The organism is Brevundimonas sp. 01N35 (genome assembly GCF_056399785.1).
This window is the reverse complement of record NZ_JBFTRZ010000006.1, coordinates 96,578-116,366: the sequence shown is the minus strand read 5'-3', so window position 1 is coordinate 116,366 and position 19,789 is coordinate 96,578. Positions and strand designations below refer to the sequence as shown.

General features: G+C 69.0%; 22 protein-coding genes and 1 tRNA gene. 16 read left to right on the top strand and 7 right to left on the bottom strand.

Features of this window, described 5'->3' with window-relative positions:
• Window positions 1-40 precede the first annotated feature (40 nt).
• Window positions 41-1,912: a cobaltochelatase subunit CobT gene (gene cobT / locus AC1DJ5_RS08110; RefSeq protein WP_477020255.1), complete on the top strand. Its 1,872-nt coding sequence runs from the start codon at window positions 41-43 to the stop codon at window positions 1,910-1,912.
• Window positions 1,909-2,886: an esterase-like activity of phytase family protein gene (locus AC1DJ5_RS08105; protein WP_477020254.1), complete on the top strand. Its 978-nt coding sequence runs from the start codon at window positions 1,909-1,911 to the stop codon at window positions 2,884-2,886. Before cobT ends, AC1DJ5_RS08105 begins: the two co-directional genes overlap by 4 nt.
• A gap of 122 nt (window positions 2,887-3,008) precedes the next feature.
• On the opposite strand, the gene AC1DJ5_RS08100 is transcribed toward AC1DJ5_RS08105, so the two are convergent.
• The 3 genes from AC1DJ5_RS08100 to AC1DJ5_RS08090 are packed head-to-tail and all read right to left on the bottom strand — an operon-like array spanning window position 3,009 to window position 4,767.
• Window positions 3,009-3,599 carry a demethoxyubiquinone hydroxylase family protein gene (locus tag AC1DJ5_RS08100; RefSeq protein ID WP_477020253.1) on the bottom strand — a complete coding sequence of 197 codons (591 nt, stop codon included), beginning with the start codon at window positions 3,597-3,599 and terminating at the stop codon, window positions 3,009-3,011.
• A 10-nt stretch (window positions 3,600-3,609) separates the two neighbouring features.
• Window positions 3,610-4,149, bottom strand: coding sequence for a disulfide bond formation protein B (locus AC1DJ5_RS08095; protein ID WP_441454541.1), 540 nt, complete (start codon window positions 4,147-4,149; stop codon window positions 3,610-3,612).
• Between the two features lie 36 nt (window positions 4,150-4,185).
• A complete protein-coding gene (locus AC1DJ5_RS08090) occupies window positions 4,186-4,767 on the bottom strand; it encodes a YqaA family protein (protein WP_477020252.1) in 582 nt (193 codons plus the stop codon).
• A gap of 192 nt (window positions 4,768-4,959) precedes the next feature.
• Here AC1DJ5_RS08090 and hppD point away from each other — a divergent pair, with 192 nt between their 5' ends.
• The 14 genes from hppD (at window position 4,960) to AC1DJ5_RS08020 (ending at window position 17,797) form a co-directional block, all read left to right on the top strand.
• Window positions 4,960-6,057, top strand: a complete 1,098-nt coding sequence (hppD, locus tag AC1DJ5_RS08085) for a 4-hydroxyphenylpyruvate dioxygenase (protein ID WP_477020251.1) — start codon at window positions 4,960-4,962, stop codon at window positions 6,055-6,057.
• A gap of 6 nt (window positions 6,058-6,063) precedes the next feature.
• On the top strand, window positions 6,064-6,240 hold the full coding sequence (locus AC1DJ5_RS08080; RefSeq protein WP_441454544.1) for a hypothetical protein: 177 nt from the start codon (window positions 6,064-6,066) through the stop codon (window positions 6,238-6,240).
• Between the two features lie 144 nt (window positions 6,241-6,384).
• Complete coding sequence (locus tag AC1DJ5_RS08075) at window positions 6,385-7,464, top strand: isoaspartyl peptidase/L-asparaginase family protein (protein WP_477020250.1); 1,080 nt, start codon at window positions 6,385-6,387, stop codon at window positions 7,462-7,464.
• Window positions 7,461-7,934, top strand: coding sequence for a methyltransferase family protein (locus AC1DJ5_RS08070; protein ID WP_477020249.1), 474 nt, complete (start codon window positions 7,461-7,463; stop codon window positions 7,932-7,934). Before AC1DJ5_RS08075 ends, AC1DJ5_RS08070 begins: the two co-directional genes overlap by 4 nt.
• Window positions 7,925-8,224 carry a hypothetical protein gene (locus AC1DJ5_RS08065; RefSeq protein ID WP_441454548.1) on the top strand — a complete coding sequence of 100 codons (300 nt, stop codon included), beginning with the start codon at window positions 7,925-7,927 and terminating at the stop codon, window positions 8,222-8,224. The genes AC1DJ5_RS08070 and AC1DJ5_RS08065 overlap by 10 nt, the downstream gene beginning before the upstream one ends.
• 118 nt (window positions 8,225-8,342) lie before the next feature.
• Window positions 8,343-9,350, top strand: a complete 1,008-nt coding sequence (locus AC1DJ5_RS08060) for a fumarylacetoacetate hydrolase family protein (RefSeq protein ID WP_441454549.1) — start codon at window positions 8,343-8,345, stop codon at window positions 9,348-9,350.
• Between the two features lie 62 nt (window positions 9,351-9,412).
• Window positions 9,413-9,934, top strand: coding sequence for a CcdC protein domain-containing protein (locus tag AC1DJ5_RS08055; protein ID WP_441454550.1), 522 nt, complete (start codon window positions 9,413-9,415; stop codon window positions 9,932-9,934).
• Window positions 9,931-10,680, top strand: coding sequence for a hypothetical protein (locus tag AC1DJ5_RS08050; protein WP_441454551.1), 750 nt, complete (start codon window positions 9,931-9,933; stop codon window positions 10,678-10,680). Before AC1DJ5_RS08055 ends, AC1DJ5_RS08050 begins: the two co-directional genes overlap by 4 nt.
• Window positions 10,681-10,780: 100 nt before the next feature.
• A tRNA-Leu gene (locus tag AC1DJ5_RS08045) sits at window positions 10,781-10,865 on the top strand.
• Window positions 10,866-11,070: 205 nt separating this feature from the next.
• On the top strand, window positions 11,071-11,634 hold the full coding sequence (locus AC1DJ5_RS08040) for a TetR/AcrR family transcriptional regulator (protein ID WP_477020248.1): 564 nt from the start codon (window positions 11,071-11,073) through the stop codon (window positions 11,632-11,634).
• Entirely contained in the window at window positions 11,631-13,310 is a 1,680-nt protein-coding gene (locus AC1DJ5_RS08035; RefSeq protein WP_477020247.1) for an MFS transporter, read from the top strand. The genes AC1DJ5_RS08040 and AC1DJ5_RS08035 overlap by 4 nt, the downstream gene beginning before the upstream one ends.
• 13 nt (window positions 13,311-13,323) lie before the next feature.
• A complete protein-coding gene (locus tag AC1DJ5_RS08030; protein WP_477020246.1) occupies window positions 13,324-14,445 on the top strand; it encodes an HlyD family secretion protein in 1,122 nt (373 codons plus the stop codon).
• 72 nt (window positions 14,446-14,517) lie between these two features.
• On the top strand, window positions 14,518-15,780 hold the full coding sequence (locus AC1DJ5_RS08025; RefSeq protein ID WP_441454555.1) for a multidrug effflux MFS transporter: 1,263 nt from the start codon (window positions 14,518-14,520) through the stop codon (window positions 15,778-15,780).
• 52 nt (window positions 15,781-15,832) lie between these two features.
• Window positions 15,833-17,797: a M1 family metallopeptidase gene (locus AC1DJ5_RS08020; protein ID WP_477020245.1), complete on the top strand. Its 1,965-nt coding sequence runs from the start codon at window positions 15,833-15,835 to the stop codon at window positions 17,795-17,797.
• A gap of 3 nt (window positions 17,798-17,800) precedes the next feature.
• On the opposite strand, the gene AC1DJ5_RS08015 is transcribed toward AC1DJ5_RS08020, so the two are convergent.
• The 4 genes from AC1DJ5_RS08015 to AC1DJ5_RS08000 all read right to left on the bottom strand — a co-directional run bounded on the left by AC1DJ5_RS08015 (window position 17,801) and on the right by AC1DJ5_RS08000 (window position 19,783).
• Window positions 17,801-18,232: a DUF488 domain-containing protein gene (locus AC1DJ5_RS08015; protein WP_477020319.1), complete on the bottom strand. Its 432-nt coding sequence runs from the start codon at window positions 18,230-18,232 to the stop codon at window positions 17,801-17,803.
• A gap of 281 nt (window positions 18,233-18,513) precedes the next feature.
• Complete coding sequence (locus tag AC1DJ5_RS08010; protein ID WP_477020318.1) at window positions 18,514-18,816, bottom strand: BlaI/MecI/CopY family transcriptional regulator; 303 nt, start codon at window positions 18,814-18,816, stop codon at window positions 18,514-18,516.
• A 17-nt stretch (window positions 18,817-18,833) separates the two neighbouring features.
• Window positions 18,834-19,301 (bottom strand): MotA/TolQ/ExbB proton channel family protein, encoded by a 468-nt coding sequence (locus AC1DJ5_RS08005; RefSeq protein ID WP_477020244.1) that lies wholly within the window; start codon window positions 19,299-19,301, stop codon window positions 18,834-18,836.
• 56 nt (window positions 19,302-19,357) lie between these two features.
• Entirely contained in the window at window positions 19,358-19,783 is a 426-nt protein-coding gene (locus AC1DJ5_RS08000) for a hypothetical protein (RefSeq protein ID WP_477020243.1), read from the bottom strand.
• Window positions 19,784-19,789 lie beyond the last annotated feature (6 nt).

Here is a 19,789-nt window from a genome sequence, read left to right as displayed (position 1 = left end):
GCCCCCTTCCCCCGCGCGCGGGGTGGTCTATGTGTGGGCCATGGCCGCCGCAGAGACCCCCGTCGAGACCTTCAAACGCGCGCTGGCGCACGCTGCGCGGGCGCTGGCCGAGCAGGCCGAGCTGGAGGTGACCTTCGGCTCTGACGGGCCGCGACTGTCCAACGGCGTCCTGACCCTGCCCCACCCGCCGCGCGATCCGGGTGCGCCCGAGAGCGCGACCCTGCGCGGTCAGGCCGACCGGCTGGCCCTGCGGCTAGCCAATCACGACGAGGGGCTGAACGCCCGGCTGCGGCCCGTCGATCAGACGGCGGCCGAGGTCTTCGACGCCGTCGAACAGGCGCGGGTCGAGGCGGTCGGGGCGCGCGAACTGAAGGGGGTGCGCAATAATCTGAACGCAGCGCTTCTGACCCGGCTGGAGAAGTCGGGCGCCCTGCGGGCCGAGGCCGAGCGGGTGCCGGTGGCCGAGGCCGCCGCCCTGCTGGTGCGCGAACGGCTGACGGGCGAGCCCGCGACCGACGGGCTCAAGACCATGCTGGACCTGGTCCGGTCCAATCTGGAGCTGAAGGCGGGGACGGAACTGGACGCCCTCGCCGCCGTGGCCGACGACCAGACGGCCTTCGCGGCCCGGCTGAAGGACGTGCTGCGGGCGCTGGACCTCGATCCCGGCGACGGCCATGCTGAGGACGCCAACGACGAGGAGGGCGAGGACGAGCCCGACCAGTCGCGGCAGGATCAGGCCGACGAGCAGGAACAGGAAGAAGAGGACGGCGGCGAAGGCGGCCAGTCGCTGGAAGGCACGGCCGACGACCAGTCCGCCGAGGACGAGCGCCAGACCCGCCCCGACGGCGCCCCCGCCGAGCCCGATGGCGAGGCCTCGGACGACGGCCCGGAACTGAACGAAGGCGCCCTGCCCAACCGTCAGGACAACGCCGACGACGGGCGCGCCATCAACGCCTACCACGTCTTCACCAGCGCCTATGACGAGACGATCGGCGCCGAGGAGCTGTGCGACCCGATGGAGCTGGACCGGCTGCGCTCGCTGCTGGACGCCCAGCTGGCGACCCTGTCGAGCGTGGTGTCGCGCCTGGCCAACAAGCTGCAACGCCGCCTGATGGCGCAGCAGAACCGCAGCTGGGCATTCGATCTGGAGGAGGGCGTGCTGGACACCGCCCGCCTGACCCGCGTCATCACCGATCCGACCAGCCCCCTGTCGTTCAAGATGGAGAGCGAGAGCCCGTTCCGGGACACAGTCGTGACCCTGCTGATCGACAACTCGGGTTCGATGCGCGGGCGGCCGATCATGGTGGCGGCGGTCTGCGCCGACATTCTGGCGCGGACGCTGGAACGCTGCGGGGTCAAGGTCGAGATCCTGGGCTTCACCACCCGCGCCTGGAAGGGCGGGCAGTCGCGCGAGGCCTGGATCAGCGCCGGCAAGCCTGCCCATCCGGGCCGCCTGAACGACCTGCGCCACATCATCTACAAATCGGCGGATGCTCCGTGGCGCCGGGCCAAGAAGAACTTGGGCCTGATGATGCGCGAGGGCCTGCTGAAGGAAAACATCGACGGCGAGGCCCTGACCTGGGCGCACGAGCGCCTGCTGGGTCGCACCGAGTCGCGCCAGATTCTGATGGTGATTTCCGACGGCTCGCCGGTGGACGACTCGACGCAATCGGCCAACGCCGCCCTCTATCTGGACAAGCACCTGCGTCAGGTAATCGAGCAGATCGAGACCCGGTCGCCGGTTGAACTGATCGCCATCGGCATCGGCCACGACGTGACCCGCTGGTATCGCCGCGCCGTGACCATCGTCGACGTCGAGCAGCTGGCCGGCGTCATGACCGAGAAGCTGGCCGAACTGTTCGAGGCCAAGCCCAAGGCTGTAGCCAAGACGCCGAGGAAGCGCGCGGCGTGAACCGGCGCGTCTATGTCGCCGCGCTGGCGGCGCTGACGCTGGCGGCCTGCGCCAGCGCGGTCGTGACGTCGCAGCCCTGGGCGCCGACTCCCGAGGCCGACGGTTGGAGCGCGGCCAGCCCCTCGACCCGCCCGGTCGGCCTGGGCCTGCCCGGCGGGGCGACCCTGGCGAAGGGCGTGCGCTACGCCGGGGGCGTGACTCTGCGGGCCGATCCCGCCTCGCCGCTGCACAGCCTGTCCGACCTGAAGCTGACCGGCGACGGCGGCTTCATCGCCGTGTCCGACGCCGGCGATCTGGCGCGCGGGACGCTGGCGCTGGACCGAGGCGGGCGGCTGATCGGGCTGGAGGGCCTGAGGGTGCGCCGCCTGACCCTGACCGACGGGACGCCGATCAGCCAGAAGGCCGCGGGCGACGCCGAGGGGCTGGCGATCACCGCGAGCGGGGAGCTCCTGGTCAGCTTCGAGCACGACCACCGCATCTGGAACTACGGCCCTCTGGCGGCGCTGGGGACCCGGCCCGAGGCCGTGCGCCAACCGGACTTCCCCTTCCCCGAGAACGAGGGCATGGAGGGGCTGGCGGCCTCAAACAACGGCTGGCGGGTCGCGGGCGAGGCGGGCGGGGTGTGGGACTGTTCGGCGGCGCGCTGTTCGGTCGTGACCGCGCCCCCGGCGACGCCGATCCCCGAAAGCGACTACCGCATCACCGGCATGGACCGCGACCCGGCGGGCGGCTGGTTCGTGGTGCAAAGGTCCTATCGCGCGCCGGTCGACATGCGGGCGCGGGTGCGGCGCATGGCGGCTGACGGGACGCTGGGGCCTGTTCTGATCGAACTGAAGCTGCCGGGCACGACGGATAATTTCGAGGGGATCGCGGCGGAAAAGCGCGGCGCGCGGACGCGGCTCTACATCCTGTCCGACGATAATTTCAACGCCGTGCAGCGGACCATGATGCTGGCGTTTGATGTGGGTGGCTGAGGCGTAGCCGAGGCCGGGTGGGGGCGCTTGGGCTATTCAAGCGCCGCGCTCCGTATCGCCTCGCCCTCCCCACCCGGTCGCTGCGCGACCACCCTCCCCATGAAGGGGAGGGAGAAGCAGGTTCAGATCCGTTCGCTGATCTTGATGGCGGCCTTGCAGCCGACCTTGATGACGCTGGACAGCAACCGATAGGCCGGGGCCTCGCGGCTGCCGTGCTCGATGGCGTGGTCGTGGTGGGCCAGTTCCTCTTCGCGGAACTGGGTCAGTTCGGCGGCCAGTTCGGGGTCGCGCTCGCGGACCTCTTCGATCTGGTCGGCGTAGTGTTGCTCGATGACGCTCTCGACCGCCTCGGTGCAGGCGTGGGCGGCCTTCTCGCTGATCAGGGCGGTGCCGGCGCCCAGCGCCGTGGCGGCCAGCTTCCACAGCGGAATCATGGCCGTGGGGCGCACCCGGTTTTCGGTCAGCAGAGCCTCGAACCGGGCCAGGTGGACGGCCTCGTGGCCCTCCATCTCGGTCAGGTCGGCGGCGATGACGGCCTTGCCCTTGCGGCCTTCCAGCACAGCGCGCTGGGCGCGGTAGATGTGGACGGCGGCGAACTCGCCCGCATGGTCGACGCGCAGCATTTCCGCCATGCGGGCGCGGGTCTGGCCCACGCCGGGGCGCGGCAGAGGGATGCGGCGGGCGGCGGCGACGGTGTCGGATGCCTCGGTCATGATCGCCTCTCTACGCCTTGGGCGCGCGCGCGTCCTTGGGACGTTTCGCCGCCAGCAGGCTGAAAATGGCCAGCGCCAGGGAGATCAGGAAGTTCCAGCCGGCCATCGAGATTCCGGCGAAGCTCCACGGCACGTCGCCGCAGCCGACGATGGGCTTGATCTCGGCGGTGCCGAGCGCCAGGGCGTTCAGGCCTTCGATGCTGAAGTCGGTCGGATTGACCGCCATACAAGTCGCCGGCAGGGCCCACCACTTGAGCTCGCCGCCCGCGTGATAGCCGGCGGTGATCGCGCCGGTGAAGAAGACGGCGGCCAGCAGGAAGGAGGCGATGCGCGGCGTGCCGCGGCTGGCGCGGCTGAAGACGGCCCAGAAGGTGGCGGCGCCCGCGATGGCCACGGCGGCCCAATAGACCTCGCGCTGCTTGAGGCAGAGGTTGCAGGGCGCCAGCCCGGCGAACCGCTCGAAGGCGTGGGCCGCGCCCAGCATGGCCAGAGAGGCCGCCAGCGCGAAGGCGGTCCACCAGCGGGTCAGACGTAGATAAAGGCGCTTCATGGCGCCTTTCTTAGACGCAGCCGGAGCCCGCGTCGATCAGTGTCCGACAAGCTTGACCGCAAAGAAGGCGCCGACCAGCAGAACCACGAAAAGCACGGTGAAAAGCGCCAGCCGCTTCTCGATGATCGCCAGCATCGGCTCGCCCCAGCGCTTGAGCACGAAGGCCACCAGGAAGAAGCGGGCGCCGCGCGTCACGACGCACAGGGCCAGGAACAGCGCCAGATTGAAATGGAAGATGCCCGAGGCGATGGTGATCAGCTTGAACGGGATCGGCGTCAGCCCCTTGATCAGGATGATCCAGGCGCCGTGCTGCTGGAACAGGGCCTTGGACGCCTCGAAGGTATCGGCCTTGCCCAGCAGGGCCAGCAGTTGCAGGCCGACCGGCTCGAGGAAATAGCCGATGGCGTAGCCCAGCATCGCCCCCAGCACCGAGGCGACCGTGCAGACCATGGCGTAGAAATAGGCCCGTTCCGGCTTGGCCAGCACCATGGGCGCCAGCATGACGTCGGGGGGAATGGGGAAGAAGGAGCTTTCCGCGAAGGACACGATCGCCAGCGACCGGGTCGCGTGACGGTGGCGGGCCAGGGAGAAGACCCAGTCATAGAGCTTGCGAAGCATACAGGCGTCCCGATTGAGCCTGCGGCTCTAGCAGGCTAGAGGCCCGCGTGCACCCGTCGATCATCGCCAGCGACACCGCAACGTGTCCTGTTTCGGATCAGCGCCGCCTTGCGTCCCACCGGGGGCGCCCATTAGGTTCCGCCCCAATCGGCGGCAGGAGCCGCCCCAAAAGACAGTCAGAGGAGACGCGTCATGAATGACGCCGCCAAACTCGATCAGGAAAACCCGCTGGGCGTGGACGGTTTCGAATTCGTCGAATTCACCGGACCCGAGCCCGAAGCCATGATCGCCCGGCTGGAGCTGATGGGCTTCACCCAGACCCATGTGAACCCGACCACCGGCGCTGTGCGCCTGAAGCAGGGCGACATCACCATGCTGGTCAACCGCACGCCGACGAAGGTTCCGGGGAGCCAGGCGGCGGACTTCGCCAGGGACCACGGCCCCTCGGCCAACGGCATGGCCTTCCGCGTCGCCGACGCCAAGGCCGCCTATGAGGGCGCGCTGGAACGCGGCGCCCGCAAGGCCGAGGGCGCGCAGGGCGGCGCCCTGGGGAACGACTATCCCTATATCCTGCAAGGCATCGGGGGCAGCCTGCTGTACGTCATCGACCAGTACGGCGAGCAGGGCTCGCTCTATGAGGCCTGGGACGAGATCGAGGGCTGGGAAGAGGCCGAGCGCAAGAATTCCATGGGTCTCGAGGTCCTCGACCACCTGACCCACAACGTGCGTCGCGGCGAGATGCGCACCTGGTCCGGCTTCTATGGCCAGGTCTTCAACTTCGAAGAGCAGAAGTATTTCGACATCAAGGGCAAGGCCACCGGCCTTTTCTCGCAGGCCATGATCGCGCCCGACCGCGCCATCCGCATCCCGCTGAACGAAAGCCAGGACGACAACTCCCAGATCGAGGAGTTCCTGCGGCGCTACAACGGCGAAGGCATCCAGCACATCGCCCTGACTACCCAGAACATCTACGAGACCGTCGAAGCCATGAAGGCGCGCGGCGTGGCCTTCCAGGACACGATCGAGACCTACTTCGAGCTGATCGACAAGCGTCTGCCCCACCACGGCGAGGACGTGGAGCGGATGCGCAAGAACCGCATCCTGATCGACGGTTCGGACGAGGAAGGCCTGCTGCTGCAGATCTTCACCCAGGACACCTTCGGTCCGATTTTCTTCGAGATCATCCAGCGCAAGGGCAACGAGGGCTTCGGCAACGGCAACTTCCAGGCCCTGTTCGATTCGATCGAGCTGGACCAGATTCGTCGCGGCGTCATCAAGGTCGACGCCTGAATGAGGATGCGGCCGCCGCATTGGCTGCCCTGGCTCGGCCCGCTTCTGGCGGCCGGGGCCGGGGCTCTGGCCGGGGAATACTGGCTGGGGGGAGGCTTCTGGATGGTGCTGCTGGCGGCGCTGGTCTGCGGCTTCGCCCCCATTCTGGGCTACCGCGTCTGGAAACGACGACATCATCGTTGAACTATTTCCTCCCCATGCCATGGGGAGGGGGACCGCGTAGCGGTGGAGGGGCGAGCCACGCTCAAACAGCCCCTCCGTCACGCCGCTTGCGCGTCCGCGCTGCTTCCCCACAAGGTGGGGAGGAAAAAATGGGGAGAGACTGAAATGAAATCCATCCTGACCGCCGCCGCGGCGCTGGCTCTGCTGGCGACCTCGGCCCACGCCGAAAACGCCCCGACCTGGTCGCTGGCCATCCACGGCGGCGCGGGCGTCATCGAGCGCGCCGAACTGTCGCCGGAACGCGACGCCGCCTATCGCGCGGGTCTGCAGGCGGCGCTGGACGCCGGCTCGGCCGTTCTGGCCAAGGGCGGCTCGGCCCTGGACGCGGTTCAGGCCGCGGTTCAGACGATGGAGGACAACCCCCTGTTCAACGCCGGGCGCGGGGCCGTCTTCACCGCCGCCGGCAAGAACGAACTGGATTCCGCCGTGATGAACGGCGCCGACCTGACCGCCGGGGCCGTGGCCGGCCTGACCCGCACCCGCCACCCGATCGCGGCGGCGCGCGCGGTGATGGAGCAGTCCCCCCACGTCATGCTGATCGGCGAAGGCGCCGAGAGCTTCGCCGCCTCGGTCGGTCTGGAGCAGGTCGACCCCAGCTTCTTCTTCACCGAAAGCCGCTGGCAGGCGCTGCTGAAGGCCCTGCGCGAAGCGGGCCAGCCCCTGCCGCCCCGCCCGGCGGGCGCCCCGCCGGAGCCGAGCAAGCACGGCGCCGCGGTTCCCCTCGCCGCCCTGAACGAAGCCCCGCTGGACGAGCGGAAATTCGGCACCGTCGGCGCCGTGGCCCTGGACAGCCAGGGCCGTCTGGCGGCCGGCACCTCGACCGGCGGCATGACCGCCAAGCGCTGGGGCCGGGTCGGCGACGTGCCGGTGATCGGCGCGGGCACCTACGCCTCCAACGCCGACGGCTGCGCCGTCTCGGCCACCGGCGCGGGCGAGTATTTCATCCGCGCCACCGTGGCGCGCGACATCTGCCACCGCACCGCCGAGGGCATGGCGGTCCAGCCGGCGGCCGACGCCGAGATCGCGGAAGTCGGCGCCATCGGCGGCGACGGCGGCGTCATCGTCATGGGCAAGGACGGCACGGTCGCCTTCTCGATGAACACCTCGGGCATGTATCGCGGCGAGGCCGGATCGAACCGCGCCAGCCACGTCGCCATCTACGCCGACGAAGACGCCAAGCGTTGAACGCCAAGGGCGACCATTCGGGCGTCATCGCCCCGCCGCCGCTGATCTATTTCGGCTTCCTTCTAGCCGGATGGGGACTGGGCCAGTGGACGGCCGAGCCGTCGCTGGGGCTGGCGGTCGAGGCGCGGCGCGGGGTCGCCCTGACGCTGATCGTCGTCGGTCTGCTGCTGGACGGGGCGGCGGCGGGCTATTTCCGTCGCCTCGGCACCCCGCCCGAGCCGTGGAAGCCGACGACGGTCCTGGCCACGGGCGGTCTCTACAAGTTCAGCCGCAACCCGATCTATCTGGGCTTCGCCATCACCTATCTGGGTCTGGCCATCGCCATGGACAGCCCGATCGCGTTGGCCCTGCTGGTCCCCTGCCTGATCGTCGTCGACCGCTTCGTCATCGCCCGCGAGGAGCGCTATCTGGCGGGCAAGTTCGGCGCCGATTACCAGGCCTACAAAGGAAAGGTCCGCCGATGGCTGTGACCCCCAACACCCCCGCCCCGCACGCCGACGAACTATCGGAAATGGCCATCGAGGAACTGGACGCCGCCTGCGCCCTGCTGTGGGTCGAGATGAAGGCCGTCACCCCCTGGGGCGACGTCTATGAGGGCGTGGCCCCGTCCGGCCGCGCGGTCGAGATCGAGCGCCGCTACCTGTGGGCGCACGACCCGGCGGGCTCGATCGCCGTCGAGGTCGAGGTGCGCGACCCGGCCCTGCGCACCGGGGCCGAGGCGCGCGCCGTGATCGCGCCCCCGAACGGCAAGGCGTCCTGAAATTAGCCTACGCTTCTCCCCGTCATCCTCGGCACAAGGCCCAGGATGACGGGAATGGGATTGAGGATGACGACTGACGCCGCTTCCCAACCGCTTCGCCCCGGATTAGCTTCGCCTCATGAAACTCGCCTCGCTCAAGCACGGCCGTGACGGCCGCCTCGTCGTCGTCTCCAAGGACCTGAACTGGTTCACGGACGCCTTCCTGATCGCGCCGACGCTGCAGGCCGCGCTGGACGACTGGGCGCGGTGCGAGCCCCTGCTGCGCGCCCTGGCCGAGAGTCTGGAGCACGAAGCCGTGCCGAGCGGCCGCTTCCGCGAACATGAGGCCGCCGCCCCCCTGCCCCGCGCCTATCAGTGGGCCGACGGCTCGGCCTACGTGAACCACGTCGAACTGGTGCGCAAAGCGCGCGGCGCCGAGATGCCCGCGACCTTCTGGACCGACCCCCTGATGTATCAAGGCGGCTCCGACCACTTCATGGGCGCCCGCGACGCCATCCCGCTGAAAGACGAGGCCTGGGGCTGCGACCTGGAGGCCGAGATCGTGGTCGTCACCGGCGACGTAGCCCAGGGCGCGACGCGCGAGGAGGCCCTGGCGGCGATCCGTCTGGTCGGCCTGGTCAACGACGTCTCGCTTCGCAACCTGATCCCCGGCGAACTGGCCAAGGGTTTCGGCTTCGTCCAGTCCAAGCCGGCCAGCGCCCTGTCGCCGGTATTCGTCACCCCGGACGCCCTGGGCGACCGCTGGAAGGACGGCAAGATGCACGGCGCCCTGTCGGTGCAACTGAACGGCAAGGATTTCGGTCAGGCCGACGCGGGCGTCGACATGACCTTCGACTTCGGCGTGCTGATCGCCCACCTGGCCAAGACCCGCGCCCTGGTGGCCGGTTCGATCATCGGCTCCGGCACGGTGTCGAACAAGGACGCCGACGGCGGCCCGGGCAAGCCGGTGGCCGACGGCGGCGTCGGCTACTCCTGCATCGCCGAGGTCCGCACCGTCGAGACCCTCCTGACGGGCGCGGCCAAGACGCCCTTCCTCAAGCACGGCGATGTGGTCCGCATCGAGATGCTGGACGACAAGCATCACACCATCTTCGGCGCCATCGAGCAGACGGTTCAGCCCGCCTGATCTCCGCTTTTCGAGCGCCGTTCGTCGGGATAGACTGACGGCGTTGGGAAGGGGAAGTCCGCATGTCGCCGCAAACCATGGGCCCGCTGATCGGCATCGCCGTGGCGTTGATCGTCGTCCTGCTGCGCAACCGGCGCAAACGGACGCTGCGGCCGCATCTGCTGTGGGTCATGCCCCTGCTGGTCACCATCATGATCGGCATGGGGCTGTGGGCGACGACCCAGCATCCCCATTTCGGCCCCTACGCCTGGATGGCCTTCGCCGCCGCCCTGGCGCTGGGCGCCGCGGCCGGCTGGCAGCGTGGCAAGACCATCACCATCGAGAAAGAGCCGGACGGCTCGCTGAAGGCCCAGGCCTCGCCGCTGGGGCTGATCCTGGTCATCGGCCTGTTCGCGGCGCGCGCAGGCCTGCGCGAATTGATGCAGTCCAACGCCGTCGCCTGGGGCCTGGACGCCGTGGTGGTCACCGACGCCTTCATGATCTTCGCCATCGGCCTGATCGTCACCCAGCGCATCGAGATGTATATCCGTGCCCGCCGCGTCCTGGCCGGCGGAAGCGACAGCCACGTCGAGGTCGCGGCTTGATCATCGCGCTGGCGGCCCTCGCCGTCGCCGGTCAGCCCTTCGACGCTGACGCCGACGGCTGGGACATGATGATCGACCCCGACCACGGCCGGGTGGCCAGCGCCGCCTGGGCGTCAGGCCAGGCGGTTCTGGTGCGCTGCAAGGCGGGGCGTCTGGACGTCATCGTCAATGGCTTGCCGCCCGCCGAGACGCGGTCGCGCAGGATCGAAATGACTCTGGGCGAGGTCGGTCCCGAAACTCAATCCTGGGCCACCGCGCCCGGCAGCCCGATCGCCTCGCCGCCCGAGCCGGCGCGCATCGCCCGCCTCATGGCCGACGGGGGCGACCTGGATCTGCGCGTCATGACCACCGGTGGCGAGGCGACCTATGGCTTGCCGCTGCCGTCCGACGGCGCGGGCGTCCGCGATGTTCTTCAGGCCTGCAACCAGCTGACCACCGGCGAGCATGACCGCCTGCCCCGTTTGGCCGAAACCGCGACCCGTTGGACCCGAAAGCCGGTGGCCGTTTTGCCGCCCCGCTTCGGCAAGTATCGCTTCGTGGCGGCCGAGGCGCGTCTCGGCTGCCTGATCGACGCGGACGGCCGTCCGTCATCCTGCTGGGTCGAAGGCGAGACGCCTTCAGGCAAGGGCGTCGGCCCCGCCGCCGTCGCATCCACCATGACCGCTCGCTTCGAGGTGCCGGACGACGGCAAGACCGGCTTTCGGATCATTCGCTTCGACTACAAATTCGAGGCCCGCTTTCACTAGAATCTTGATCGGGCGGCGTTTCGGCAATCGACCTGACCGACGAACACGGTGATTGACCCGACGAATTCCGCCGCTAGATTGCGCGGCCTCCCAGACCTGTGCGGGTGTGGTGGAATTGGTAGACGCGCTGGATTCAAAATCCTGTTCCGAGAGGAGTGCCGGTTCGAGCCCGGCCACCCGCACCACGTCTGGATGAGCGCCGATCGGCGCCATCCCGCCCTTCCCCTTCCGACATCGCCACCGACCGGAACGCAGCCTTAGCCGTTCTGGCGCATTCCGCTTGCGAGGAGGGATCGCGCGCGCCTGTCCACAACGCGACACGGGCTGAAACAAAGAATGAGTCCTGCCTCACTTGATTAAGCGGACACAAGTGTCCACTTGGCGACTTCCATGACCCGTCCCCTGCGAAAAGACGCCGCCGAGAGGCGAGACGCGCTGCTGAAAGCGGCGGAGGAAGCGTTCGCCCGCGACGGGCTGGACACGCCCCTGCACGTCATCGCCGAGCGGGCGGGCGTGGGACGGGCGACGCTGTATCGCAACTTCGCCGACCGCTCGGAGCTGGCGGCGGCAGTCTTCGTAGAACAGATCGACGACCTGGGCCGCCGCACGCACGCGCGTCTGGACGATCCCGAGGTCTTTCTGTGGTTCCTCGGCCAGTTGGTCGAATTGATGATCCGCAGCGCGGGCCTGTCCAGCGCCATCCGCGACCTGAAGGACGAGGCCTTAGCTCCGATCCGCAGCGGGCTGAAGCGCGCGGGCGCCGAGGCCCTGATCCTGTCGCAGGCGGCGGGGCGGGTGCGCCCCGACCTGACGGTCGAGGACATCCGCGTCATCGCCCTGATGCTGGGGGCGCCGTCGCGCACGGTGCGGGCCGAGGATCGCGACGTCTTGAGCCGCCGCACCCTGGAGCTGGTGCTGGACGCGGTGCGGCCGCAGGGCGGAGCCCGCGCGTGAGCCGCCGCGACTGGAACCTGCCGTGGGAAGACTATCTGGCGACGCTGAAGCCGCACGAGCGGCCCGCCCTGCCCGGCTCGCCCGCCACGCCCGACCATTCGACGCCCATGCGCTGGGCCTACGCCGCCGTCGGCATTCTGGTCGCCCTGACCGGCAGTTTGGGCAATGCGGCGGTGACGGCCAACATCCCCCAGCTGGCGGGCTCGCTGGGCGTGACCGTCGCCGAGGCGACCTGGCTGCCGGTCGTCTTCGTCATGACCAACGCCTGCATGAACCTGCTGCTGGTCAAGTTCCGCATGCAGTACGGACTGCGGCTGTTCACCGAGATCGTGCTGATCGTCTTTCTGGCGGTGGCCGCCGCCCACCTCTTCCTCGAGGACTACGGTTCGACCCTGGTGGTGCGCGGCATCGCCGGCATGGCGGCGGCGGGGATGTCAACGCTGGGCGTCCTCTACATCATCCAGGCCTTCCCGGCGCAGCATCGGCTGAAGGGGATCATCATCGCCGTCGGCCTGGCCAGCCTGGCCATTCCCCTGGCGCGGCTGGGGGTCGGCCCTCTGCTGGACCACGACCAGTGGCGCGCCGTCTACATGTTCGACCTGGGGCTGGTGCTGGTCGCCCTGCCGGCGGTCTTCGCCCTGAAGATGCCGCCGGCGCAGCGTGTCAAATCGTTCGAAAAGATGGACTTCGTCACCTTCGCCCTGTTCGCGCCGGGTGTGGCCCTGCTGACCGCCGTGCTGGGACTGGGGCGGATCGTCTGGTGGACGGAAGCCGCGTGGATCGGCTGGTCCCTGATCGGCGCGCTGATCCTGCTGACCGCCGCCATAGTCATCGAATACAACCGGACCAATCCGCTGATCGACCTGAAATGGCTGGCCGGGCGCGACATCGCGCGCCTGACCCTGGCCATCCTGCTGGTGCGGATCGTCCTGTCGGAACAGACGACGGGCGCGGTCGGCTTCCTGCAGCAGATGGGGCTGGGCAACGACCAGATGCACGGCCTGTTCTGGGTCATGCTGTTCGCCACGGCGGCGGGGACGCTGACCAGCGCCTTCACCCTGAACCCGACCAAGCTGTGGAAGCCCATCTCCATCGCCCTGGCCCTGATTGCGGTCGGCGCCTTTATGGACAGCCATGCGACCGTGTTGACCCGACCGGTGAACCTCTACTTCAGCCAGGCCCTGCTGGCCTTCGCCGCCGCCTTCTTCCTCGGCCCGACCATGATCATCGGCTTCGGCAAGGTGCTGCAGGGCGGCGGCAAGAACCTGGTCAGCTTCATCGTCGTCTTCTCGATCGGCCAGAACATCGGCGGGCTGATGGGCTCGGCCCTGATCGGCACGATCCAGACGGTCCGCGAGAAATACCATTCCAACCAGTTGAGCGAGCACATCAACCTGGGCGATCCGGAGGCGGTGGTGCGGTTGCAGCAACTGTCGGGCGCCTACGCCCACACGATCGGCGACGCCGCCCTGAGACAGGCGCAAGGGCTGAGGCTGCTGCAGCAGCAGATCAGCCAGCAGGCCCAGGTCCTGGCCTACAACGACGTCTTCCTGCTGATCTCGGGCGCCGCCGCCATCGGCGCCGTCTGGGTCGCCGTCAACCATTACCGCCCCCGCATCGAGGCGCGCCGCGCCGCCAACCGCGAGGCGGCCGAAGCCGCCGCCGCTGTCGAATGACCCGGACCCGACCATGACCGACCCTGCCCCAGCACCGTCTCCCGCCCCGGCCGCGCCGCCGCCCGCCCCTGCGCCCGCGCCTGCGCCCCAGCCGACCAAGAGCCGCCGCGTCATGTGGAGCGTGGCGCTGGTTCTGATCGCCCTGGTCGGGGTCGGCCTGATCCTGCACGCCTGGCGACTGCCGCCATTCAATGGCGGGCCGCAGTCGACCGACAACGCCTATGTGCGCGGCCCGGTGACGATCATCAGCCCGCAGGTCAGCGGCTATGTCGTCTCGGTCGAGGTGCAGGACTTCCAGAGGGTGCAGCAGGGCCAGCTGCTGGCGACCATCGACGACCGCATCTATCGCCAGCGGCTGGAGCAGGCCCAGGCCTCGCTGCACGCGGCCGAGGCGGCGCTGGCCAACGCGGCCCAGAGCAAGGCCTCGGCCCTGGGGTCGGTCGCCCAGACCCGCGCCTCCATCGCCGGCGCCCAATCCGCCGTGACCAAGGCCCGCGCCGACGCCCAGCGCGTGCGCACCCTGTTCGCTGGCGGATGGGTCGCTCAGGCCCAGGTCGATGTCGCCCAGAACGCCCTGCGCGCCGCCGAGGCCCAGCTGGGCCAGGCCCGCGCCGCCGAAGGCGTGGCCCAGACGGGCGTGACCTCAGCTGTGGTCGGGCGCGGTTCGCTGGAAGCCGCGGTCGAGAACGCCCGCGCCCAGGTGCGCCTGGCCCAGATCGATCTGGACAACACCCGCATCACGGCCCCCCGCGCCGGACGCCTTGGCGAGGTCGCCGTGCGGCAGGGCCAGCAGGTCGCGGTCGGCACGCAACTGACGGCCCTGGTGCCCGACGTCGTCTGGATCACGGCCAATATGAAGGAGACGCAGATGCGCGACATCCGCGTCGGCCAGCCGGTCGAGATCGCGGTCGACGCCCTCGGCGGCCAGACGCTGAAGGGCAAGGTCGAGCGGATTTCGCCCGCCACGGGCTCCGAGTTCAGCGTCATCCGCCCCGACAACGCCACGGGCAACTTCACCAAGGTGGCCCAGCGCGTCCCCGTCCGCATCGCCATTGATCCCGGTCAGGAGGCCGCCGCGCGGCTGGCGCCCGGCATGTCGGTCGTGGCGCGGATCGACGTCGGCCGCCGCCACTGACCTTATGCTGCAATGCAAAATTCATGAGGATCCGGGGTTGCGTCAGCCTGTCGCAGCCCGCATCTGGTCCCGATGACCAGCGCCCCGACCACCACAGCCGCGACGCCCAAGGGGCCGGGGTTCGCCGAATTCGTCTGCCTGATCGCCATCATGATGGCGCTGAACGCCCTGGCCATCGACGCCATGCTGCCGGCCCTGCCGCACATCGGCGAGGATCTGGGCGTCGCCAACGAGAACACCCGCCAGTGGGTCATCACCGCCTATCTGCTGGGCTTCGGCGGGGCGCAGCTGTTCTACGGCCCGCTGGCCGACCGCTTCGGCCGCAAGCCGATCCTGACGCTGGGCGTGAGCCTCTATGTGGCGTTCAGCATCCTGGCCGCCTTCGCCCAGTCGTTCGAATGGCTGATCCTGTCGCGCATCGGCATGGGGCTGGGCTCGGCGGCGACGCGGGTCCTGGCCGTCTCCATCGTGCGCGACCGCTACGCCGGACGCACCATGGCGCGGGTCATGTCGCTGAGCTTCCTGGTCTTCCTGGGCGTGCCCATCCTGGCCCCGACGCTGGGCCAGCTGATCATGCTGGTGGCGCCCTGGCGCTGGATCTTCGGCTTCCTGGCTCTGTTCGGCGGCGGCTTCCTGATCTGGGCGACGCTGCGCCTGCCCGAAACGCTCCACGCCGACGACCGGATGCCGATCAATGTGAAGCGGATCGCGCAGGCCTTCGGTCAGGCGCTGAGCAGCCGCGTCGGCATGGGCTACACCCTGGCCATGACGGCGATCAGCGGCGCCCTATTCGCCTTCATCAACTCGTCGCAGCAGATCTTCTTCGACGTGTTCAAGGCGCCGGGCCTGTTCACCACCGTCTTCGCCCTGGTGGCCGGCGGCATCGCCCTGGCCTCGATCCTGAACGCGCGGCTGGTCGAGAAACTGGGCTCGCGCATGATCGCCCATACCGCCCTGTTCGGCTTCATCGGCTTTGCGACCCTGCACGCCGTGGTCGCCTATACCGGCCATGACAGCCTGTGGGTCTTCGCGGCCCTGCAGGCCTGCAAGATGTTCTGCTTCGGCCTGATCGCCGGTAATTTCGGGGCCATGGCCATGGACCCCATGGGGCATATCGCCGGCACGGCGTCGTCGGCCCAGGGCTTCATCTCGACCATCGGCGGGGCCCTGCTGGGCTTCTGGATCGGCCAGCAGTTCGACGGCTCGACCGTGCCGCTGACGGTCGGCTTCGCCGGCCTGGGCGTCGTCGCCCTGCTGCTGGTTCTGGCGGCCGAGAAGGGGCGGCTGTTCAGGGCCCACCACCTGCCCCCGGTCGCCAGCACGGCCAAGGCTTGATCTTTTCGGCCCAAGGGCGCCATTTCGCACGCATCTGAATACGGAGCGTTCGATGACCCTGAAGCTGGCCGGCCTGGTATCCGCCCTCGCCCTCACCGCCGCGCTTGGAGCGTGCGCCACCGCGCCCGGAGGCTCTGAGATGACGTTGCCCGCCGCGACCGCCCCCGTCGCCCCCGTCGCCCCCGCGTTCGCCTACGCTGACGACATCCACTCCAACGCCCGCCCCGCCGAGGCGCGGGTCAAGCATGTCGCGCTGGACCTGAGCGCCGACTTCGCCGCCAAGACCCTGTCCGGCACGGCGACGCTGGACGTCACTGGCCGGGTCGGCGCGACCGAGGTGGTGCTGGACACCAAGACCCTGGACATCCGCGCCGTGCGCGACGCGCGCGGAAACCCGCTGCGCTTTGAGCTGGGCGCCATGGACGCCATCAAGGGCCAGGCCCTGACCGTCCACCTGCCCGCCTTCACCGGCGACGAGACGCAAAAGATCGTCGTCGACTATGCCACCCGTCCCGACGCGGCGGCGCTGCAATGGCTCAGCCCGCAGCAGACGGCAGGCGGCCAGAAGCCCTATCTGTTCAGCCAGGGACAGGCGATCCTGACCCGCACCTGGGTCCCGACCCAGGACAGCCCCGGCATCCGCCAGACCTATTCCGCCCGCATCACCGCCCCCGCCGACCTGACCGTGGTCATGTCCGCCGAGCACCTGACGCCGCAAGGCGAGGCGGCCGGCGCCGGCAAGAAGGCCTGGCGCTTCGACATGGATCGGCCGATCCCACCCTATCTGATGGCCGTGGCCATCGGCGACATCGCCTTCGCCCCGTTCGACGAACGCACCGGGGTCTGGACCGAGCCCAGCCGCCTGCAGGCCGCACACTGGGAGCTGGAGCCGACGGCCCAGATGGTGGACGCCGCCGAGACCCTCTACGGCCCCTATCGCTGGGGCCGCTACGACCTGCTGGTCCTGCCGCCCAGCTTCCCCTTCGGCGGCATGGAGAACCCGCGTCTGACCTTCGCCACCCCGACCATCATCGCCGGGGACCGCTCGCTGGTGTCGCTGGTCGCGCATGAACTGGCACATAGCTGGTCGGGCAATCTGGTGACCAACGCCACCTGGTCGGACATCTGGCTGAACGAAGGCACGACCACCTATTTCGAGAACCGGATCATGGAAGCCCTGTACGGCCGCGAGCGCGCCCTGCAGGAACAGGCCCTGGGCTGGGCCGATCTGATGGCCGAGATCGCGGTGACGGCGCCCGCCGACACCCGACTGCACATCGACCTGACCGGACGCGACCCGGACGACGGCCTGTCGGGCATTCCCTATGACAAGGGCGCCGCCTTCCTGCGCACCATCGAACGCATCGTCGGCCGCGAGAAGTTCGACGCCTGGCTGCGCGGCTATTTCGACCGCCACGCCTTCCAGCCGATGACCGACGTGGGCTTCCTGGCCGACATCCGCGCGAATCTGGTCAAGGGCGACGCCGCGCTGGAGGCCCAGCTTCAGCTCGACAACTGGATCTATCAGCCGGGCATGCCGTCCAACGCCCAGGCCCCGGTGTCGCACGCCTTCGAGGCCGTGGATGTCGCCGCCAAGGCCTTCTTCGCCGACAAGGGCCCAGCCTCGGCCATCGACTGGAAGAGCTGGAACACCCAGCAGCGCCAGCGCTTCCTGGCCTGGCGTCCCGCGGGCCTCGCGGCCGGCGCCGACTGGCTGACCACCGCCCAACTGGCCGATCTGGAAAAGACCCTGAACCTGGCCAACGAAGGCAACGCCGAGCTGACCTTCGCCTGGCTGCAGATCGCCCTGGCCCACCGCTATGAACCCGCCGTGGCCACCGCCGACCGCTTCCTGACCAGCCAGGGTCGTCGGAAATTCGTCCTGCCGCTGTTCCAGACCCTGTGGAACGAAGGCGACTGGGGCCGGCCGATCGCCACGCGCATCTACGCCAAGGCCCGGCCGCTGTATCACCCGGTGACCAGCCGCTCGGTCGATCAACTGGTGGGGCCGTCGTAAGGCTCAGAGGTTCACCACCTCGACGCCGTCTTCGCGGGCCAGCCGGTCGGCGAGGACGGCGCGGTGGCAGCCGCAGGCGTCGGCCTCGAAACACAGGAGGGCGACGCGCTTCTCGCCCGCCACGTGACGCAACTGCTGGAAGGCCGCCTCGGCTTCCGGCTCCTGCATATGGGCGTTGAAGATGGCGCGCATGGTCGCGACGTCGCCCTTTCGCGCCGCGTCGCGCCCGGCCTTGGGCGTGCCCAGCGCGCGCAGGTGCAGGTAGTCCACCCCCTCCGCCTTCAGGCTTTCGCCCAGCAGCGTCTTGGAAAAGCCCGCGATGCGCGACGAGGCCACCGCACGCACGTCGGCCACGATCTCGACCCCGGCGCTCTTCAGCCGGTCGATGACCTGAGCCTGGGTCGAACCTTCATAGCCGATGGTGAACAGCTTCATCCGGCCAGCATCGGACGAAAGCCGCTCGACGCCAAGCCTTGCGCCCCACCCGTCGAGCCGGCCGATGCCAGCCATGTCCCGCCTTCGACCCAGAAGGCCGACACCGGCATACAGACCCGAGACCAGACGTCGATGACGTCAGCTAAGGGTGGGAAGCGGAACTTGCCAGTAGGGCCGGTTTGAGCGACGTTCGGTCTATGATCGCGACAATCGCCCCATTGACGACCCTCGGGTTAGCTGGCGACGAGGGGGCGTCCACAGATGGGAAGCGGACGTGTCGCTCAGTCTCTCCGACTTCTCAAGAACGCCGCCAACGCGTTCAGGTCGCCGTCGAACAGGCGCGTGACGATCTGGGCCACCTCACCTTCGACATAGGCGTCGCGCCCGATCTGGGCATGATACCGGTGGCGTCCGTCGTCCTTGGCTGACTTGATAGCCCCCTTCTGCATCAGCCGGTGCAGAAGGGTCTTGATCGTCGCGTCCGCCCAGGGGTGATCGCCCCTCACCTCTTCAATCAGAGAGGCGAAAGACAGCGGGCCGCACCTCCAGAGCGCCGCCAGAATAGCGCTCTCGGCTTCCGTGATGGCGATGGGGGCCGGTTTCAGGATGACAGCACCGTTCGGTCGATCCGCGCCTCGATGATCCAGTGACAGGTCACGGCAATCACGCCGACGAACAGGCCGATGAAGAAGAGCATGGAGGCCTCGGCGAAGCCCGGCACCAGGACCTCGAACGGCACGGGCTCGCCAGCGTTGGCGATGCCGATGAATATCATCAGCAGGTTGAAGATGGCGCCGAGCAACCCGATCAGCGGCCCTCCCATTCGCAGGGCGGAGACGAAGCTGGAACCGCCGGAAAGCCGGCGTCCGGAGGACAGTTTCATGACGGTGACGACGATCGCCGCGATGGCCGCGACCACCATGATCAGCATCAAGAACTTGATGAACGGGGCGGCTTCGCCGAACACCGTCGCGACGCCCACGCGAGACTGCGCCAGGGCGGCGGTCGGCGCCGTTAGAGAGAGCGTCAGCAGCCCGAGGACGGCGGCTCGTGCGTGGGTGAGAGGCATGGTTCAAGAATCCTTGGTTGATCGTTCTTAGAGGACCCGCCCGACGGCGGACCAGGTCAGCGCGCCCGGGTCGCGTCGATACGGTCGCCGTTGACGAACATGGCCACCGACTGGCCGTCGCTCGCGAACTCGGCCTGGACATCGAGCCCCGGGGCGAAGAAGCGGGTCGGCGAACTAGCTTTAAGGGGGAGCCGGCCGCCCCCGGGAACGGTCGCGGTCAGACCGCCGTCCTGTGCGTCGAAATCGACCGGGACGGCGCCGCCGACGAGATAGCGTCCCGAATGGGCAGAAAGCTGCGACGGCGACAGGTCCACGGCGACCGGGAAGGTGAGCGGCGACTGGCGAGGAAGCAGGAAGGGCAGGGCCTCGCCCATGACCGCCGGGTAGTAGGTGATGTGATAGGCGCCCGGAAAGACTTCGGTCCGGACCTGGCCGCCGTGGTTTCCAAGGGCCTCGGACAGAACCCGCCCGCCCTCGACCATGTAGTC

Excerpts from the sequence above, each read along its gene's own strand:
- cobT (WP_477020255.1), top strand. The coding sequence starts at position 41 with ATGGCCGCCGCAGAGACCCCCGTCGAGACCTTCAAACGCGCGCTGGCG.
- AC1DJ5_RS08100 (WP_477020253.1), bottom strand. The coding sequence starts at position 3,599 with ATGACCGAGGCATCCGACACCGTCGCCGCCGCCCGCCGCATCCCTCTG.
- AC1DJ5_RS08095 (WP_441454541.1), bottom strand. The coding sequence starts at position 4,149 with ATGAAGCGCCTTTATCTACGTCTGACCCGCTGGTGGACCGCCTTCGCG.
- AC1DJ5_RS08090 (WP_477020252.1), bottom strand. The coding sequence starts at position 4,767 with ATGCTTCGCAAGCTCTATGACTGGGTCTTCTCCCTGGCCCGCCACCGT.
- hppD (WP_477020251.1), top strand. The coding sequence starts at position 4,960 with ATGAATGACGCCGCCAAACTCGATCAGGAAAACCCGCTGGGCGTGGAC.
- AC1DJ5_RS08080 (WP_441454544.1), top strand. The coding sequence starts at position 6,064 with ATGCGGCCGCCGCATTGGCTGCCCTGGCTCGGCCCGCTTCTGGCGGCC.
- AC1DJ5_RS08075 (WP_477020250.1), top strand. The coding sequence starts at position 6,385 with ATGAAATCCATCCTGACCGCCGCCGCGGCGCTGGCTCTGCTGGCGACC.
- AC1DJ5_RS08065 (WP_441454548.1), top strand. The coding sequence starts at position 7,925 with ATGGCTGTGACCCCCAACACCCCCGCCCCGCACGCCGACGAACTATCG.
- AC1DJ5_RS08060 (WP_441454549.1), top strand. The coding sequence starts at position 8,343 with ATGAAACTCGCCTCGCTCAAGCACGGCCGTGACGGCCGCCTCGTCGTC.
- AC1DJ5_RS08055 (WP_441454550.1), top strand. The coding sequence starts at position 9,413 with ATGTCGCCGCAAACCATGGGCCCGCTGATCGGCATCGCCGTGGCGTTG.
- AC1DJ5_RS08040 (WP_477020248.1), top strand. The coding sequence starts at position 11,071 with ATGACCCGTCCCCTGCGAAAAGACGCCGCCGAGAGGCGAGACGCGCTG.
- AC1DJ5_RS08030 (WP_477020246.1), top strand. The coding sequence starts at position 13,324 with ATGACCGACCCTGCCCCAGCACCGTCTCCCGCCCCGGCCGCGCCGCCG.
- AC1DJ5_RS08025 (WP_441454555.1), top strand. The coding sequence starts at position 14,518 with ATGACCAGCGCCCCGACCACCACAGCCGCGACGCCCAAGGGGCCGGGG.
- AC1DJ5_RS08020 (WP_477020245.1), top strand. The coding sequence starts at position 15,833 with ATGACCCTGAAGCTGGCCGGCCTGGTATCCGCCCTCGCCCTCACCGCC.
- AC1DJ5_RS08015 (WP_477020319.1), bottom strand. The coding sequence starts at position 18,232 with ATGAAGCTGTTCACCATCGGCTATGAAGGTTCGACCCAGGCTCAGGTC.
- AC1DJ5_RS08005 (WP_477020244.1), bottom strand. The coding sequence starts at position 19,301 with ATGCCTCTCACCCACGCACGAGCCGCCGTCCTCGGGCTGCTGACGCTC.
- AC1DJ5_RS08000 (WP_477020243.1), bottom strand. The coding sequence starts at position 19,783 with ATGGTCGAGGGCGGGCGGGTTCTGTCCGAGGCCCTTGGAAACCACGGC.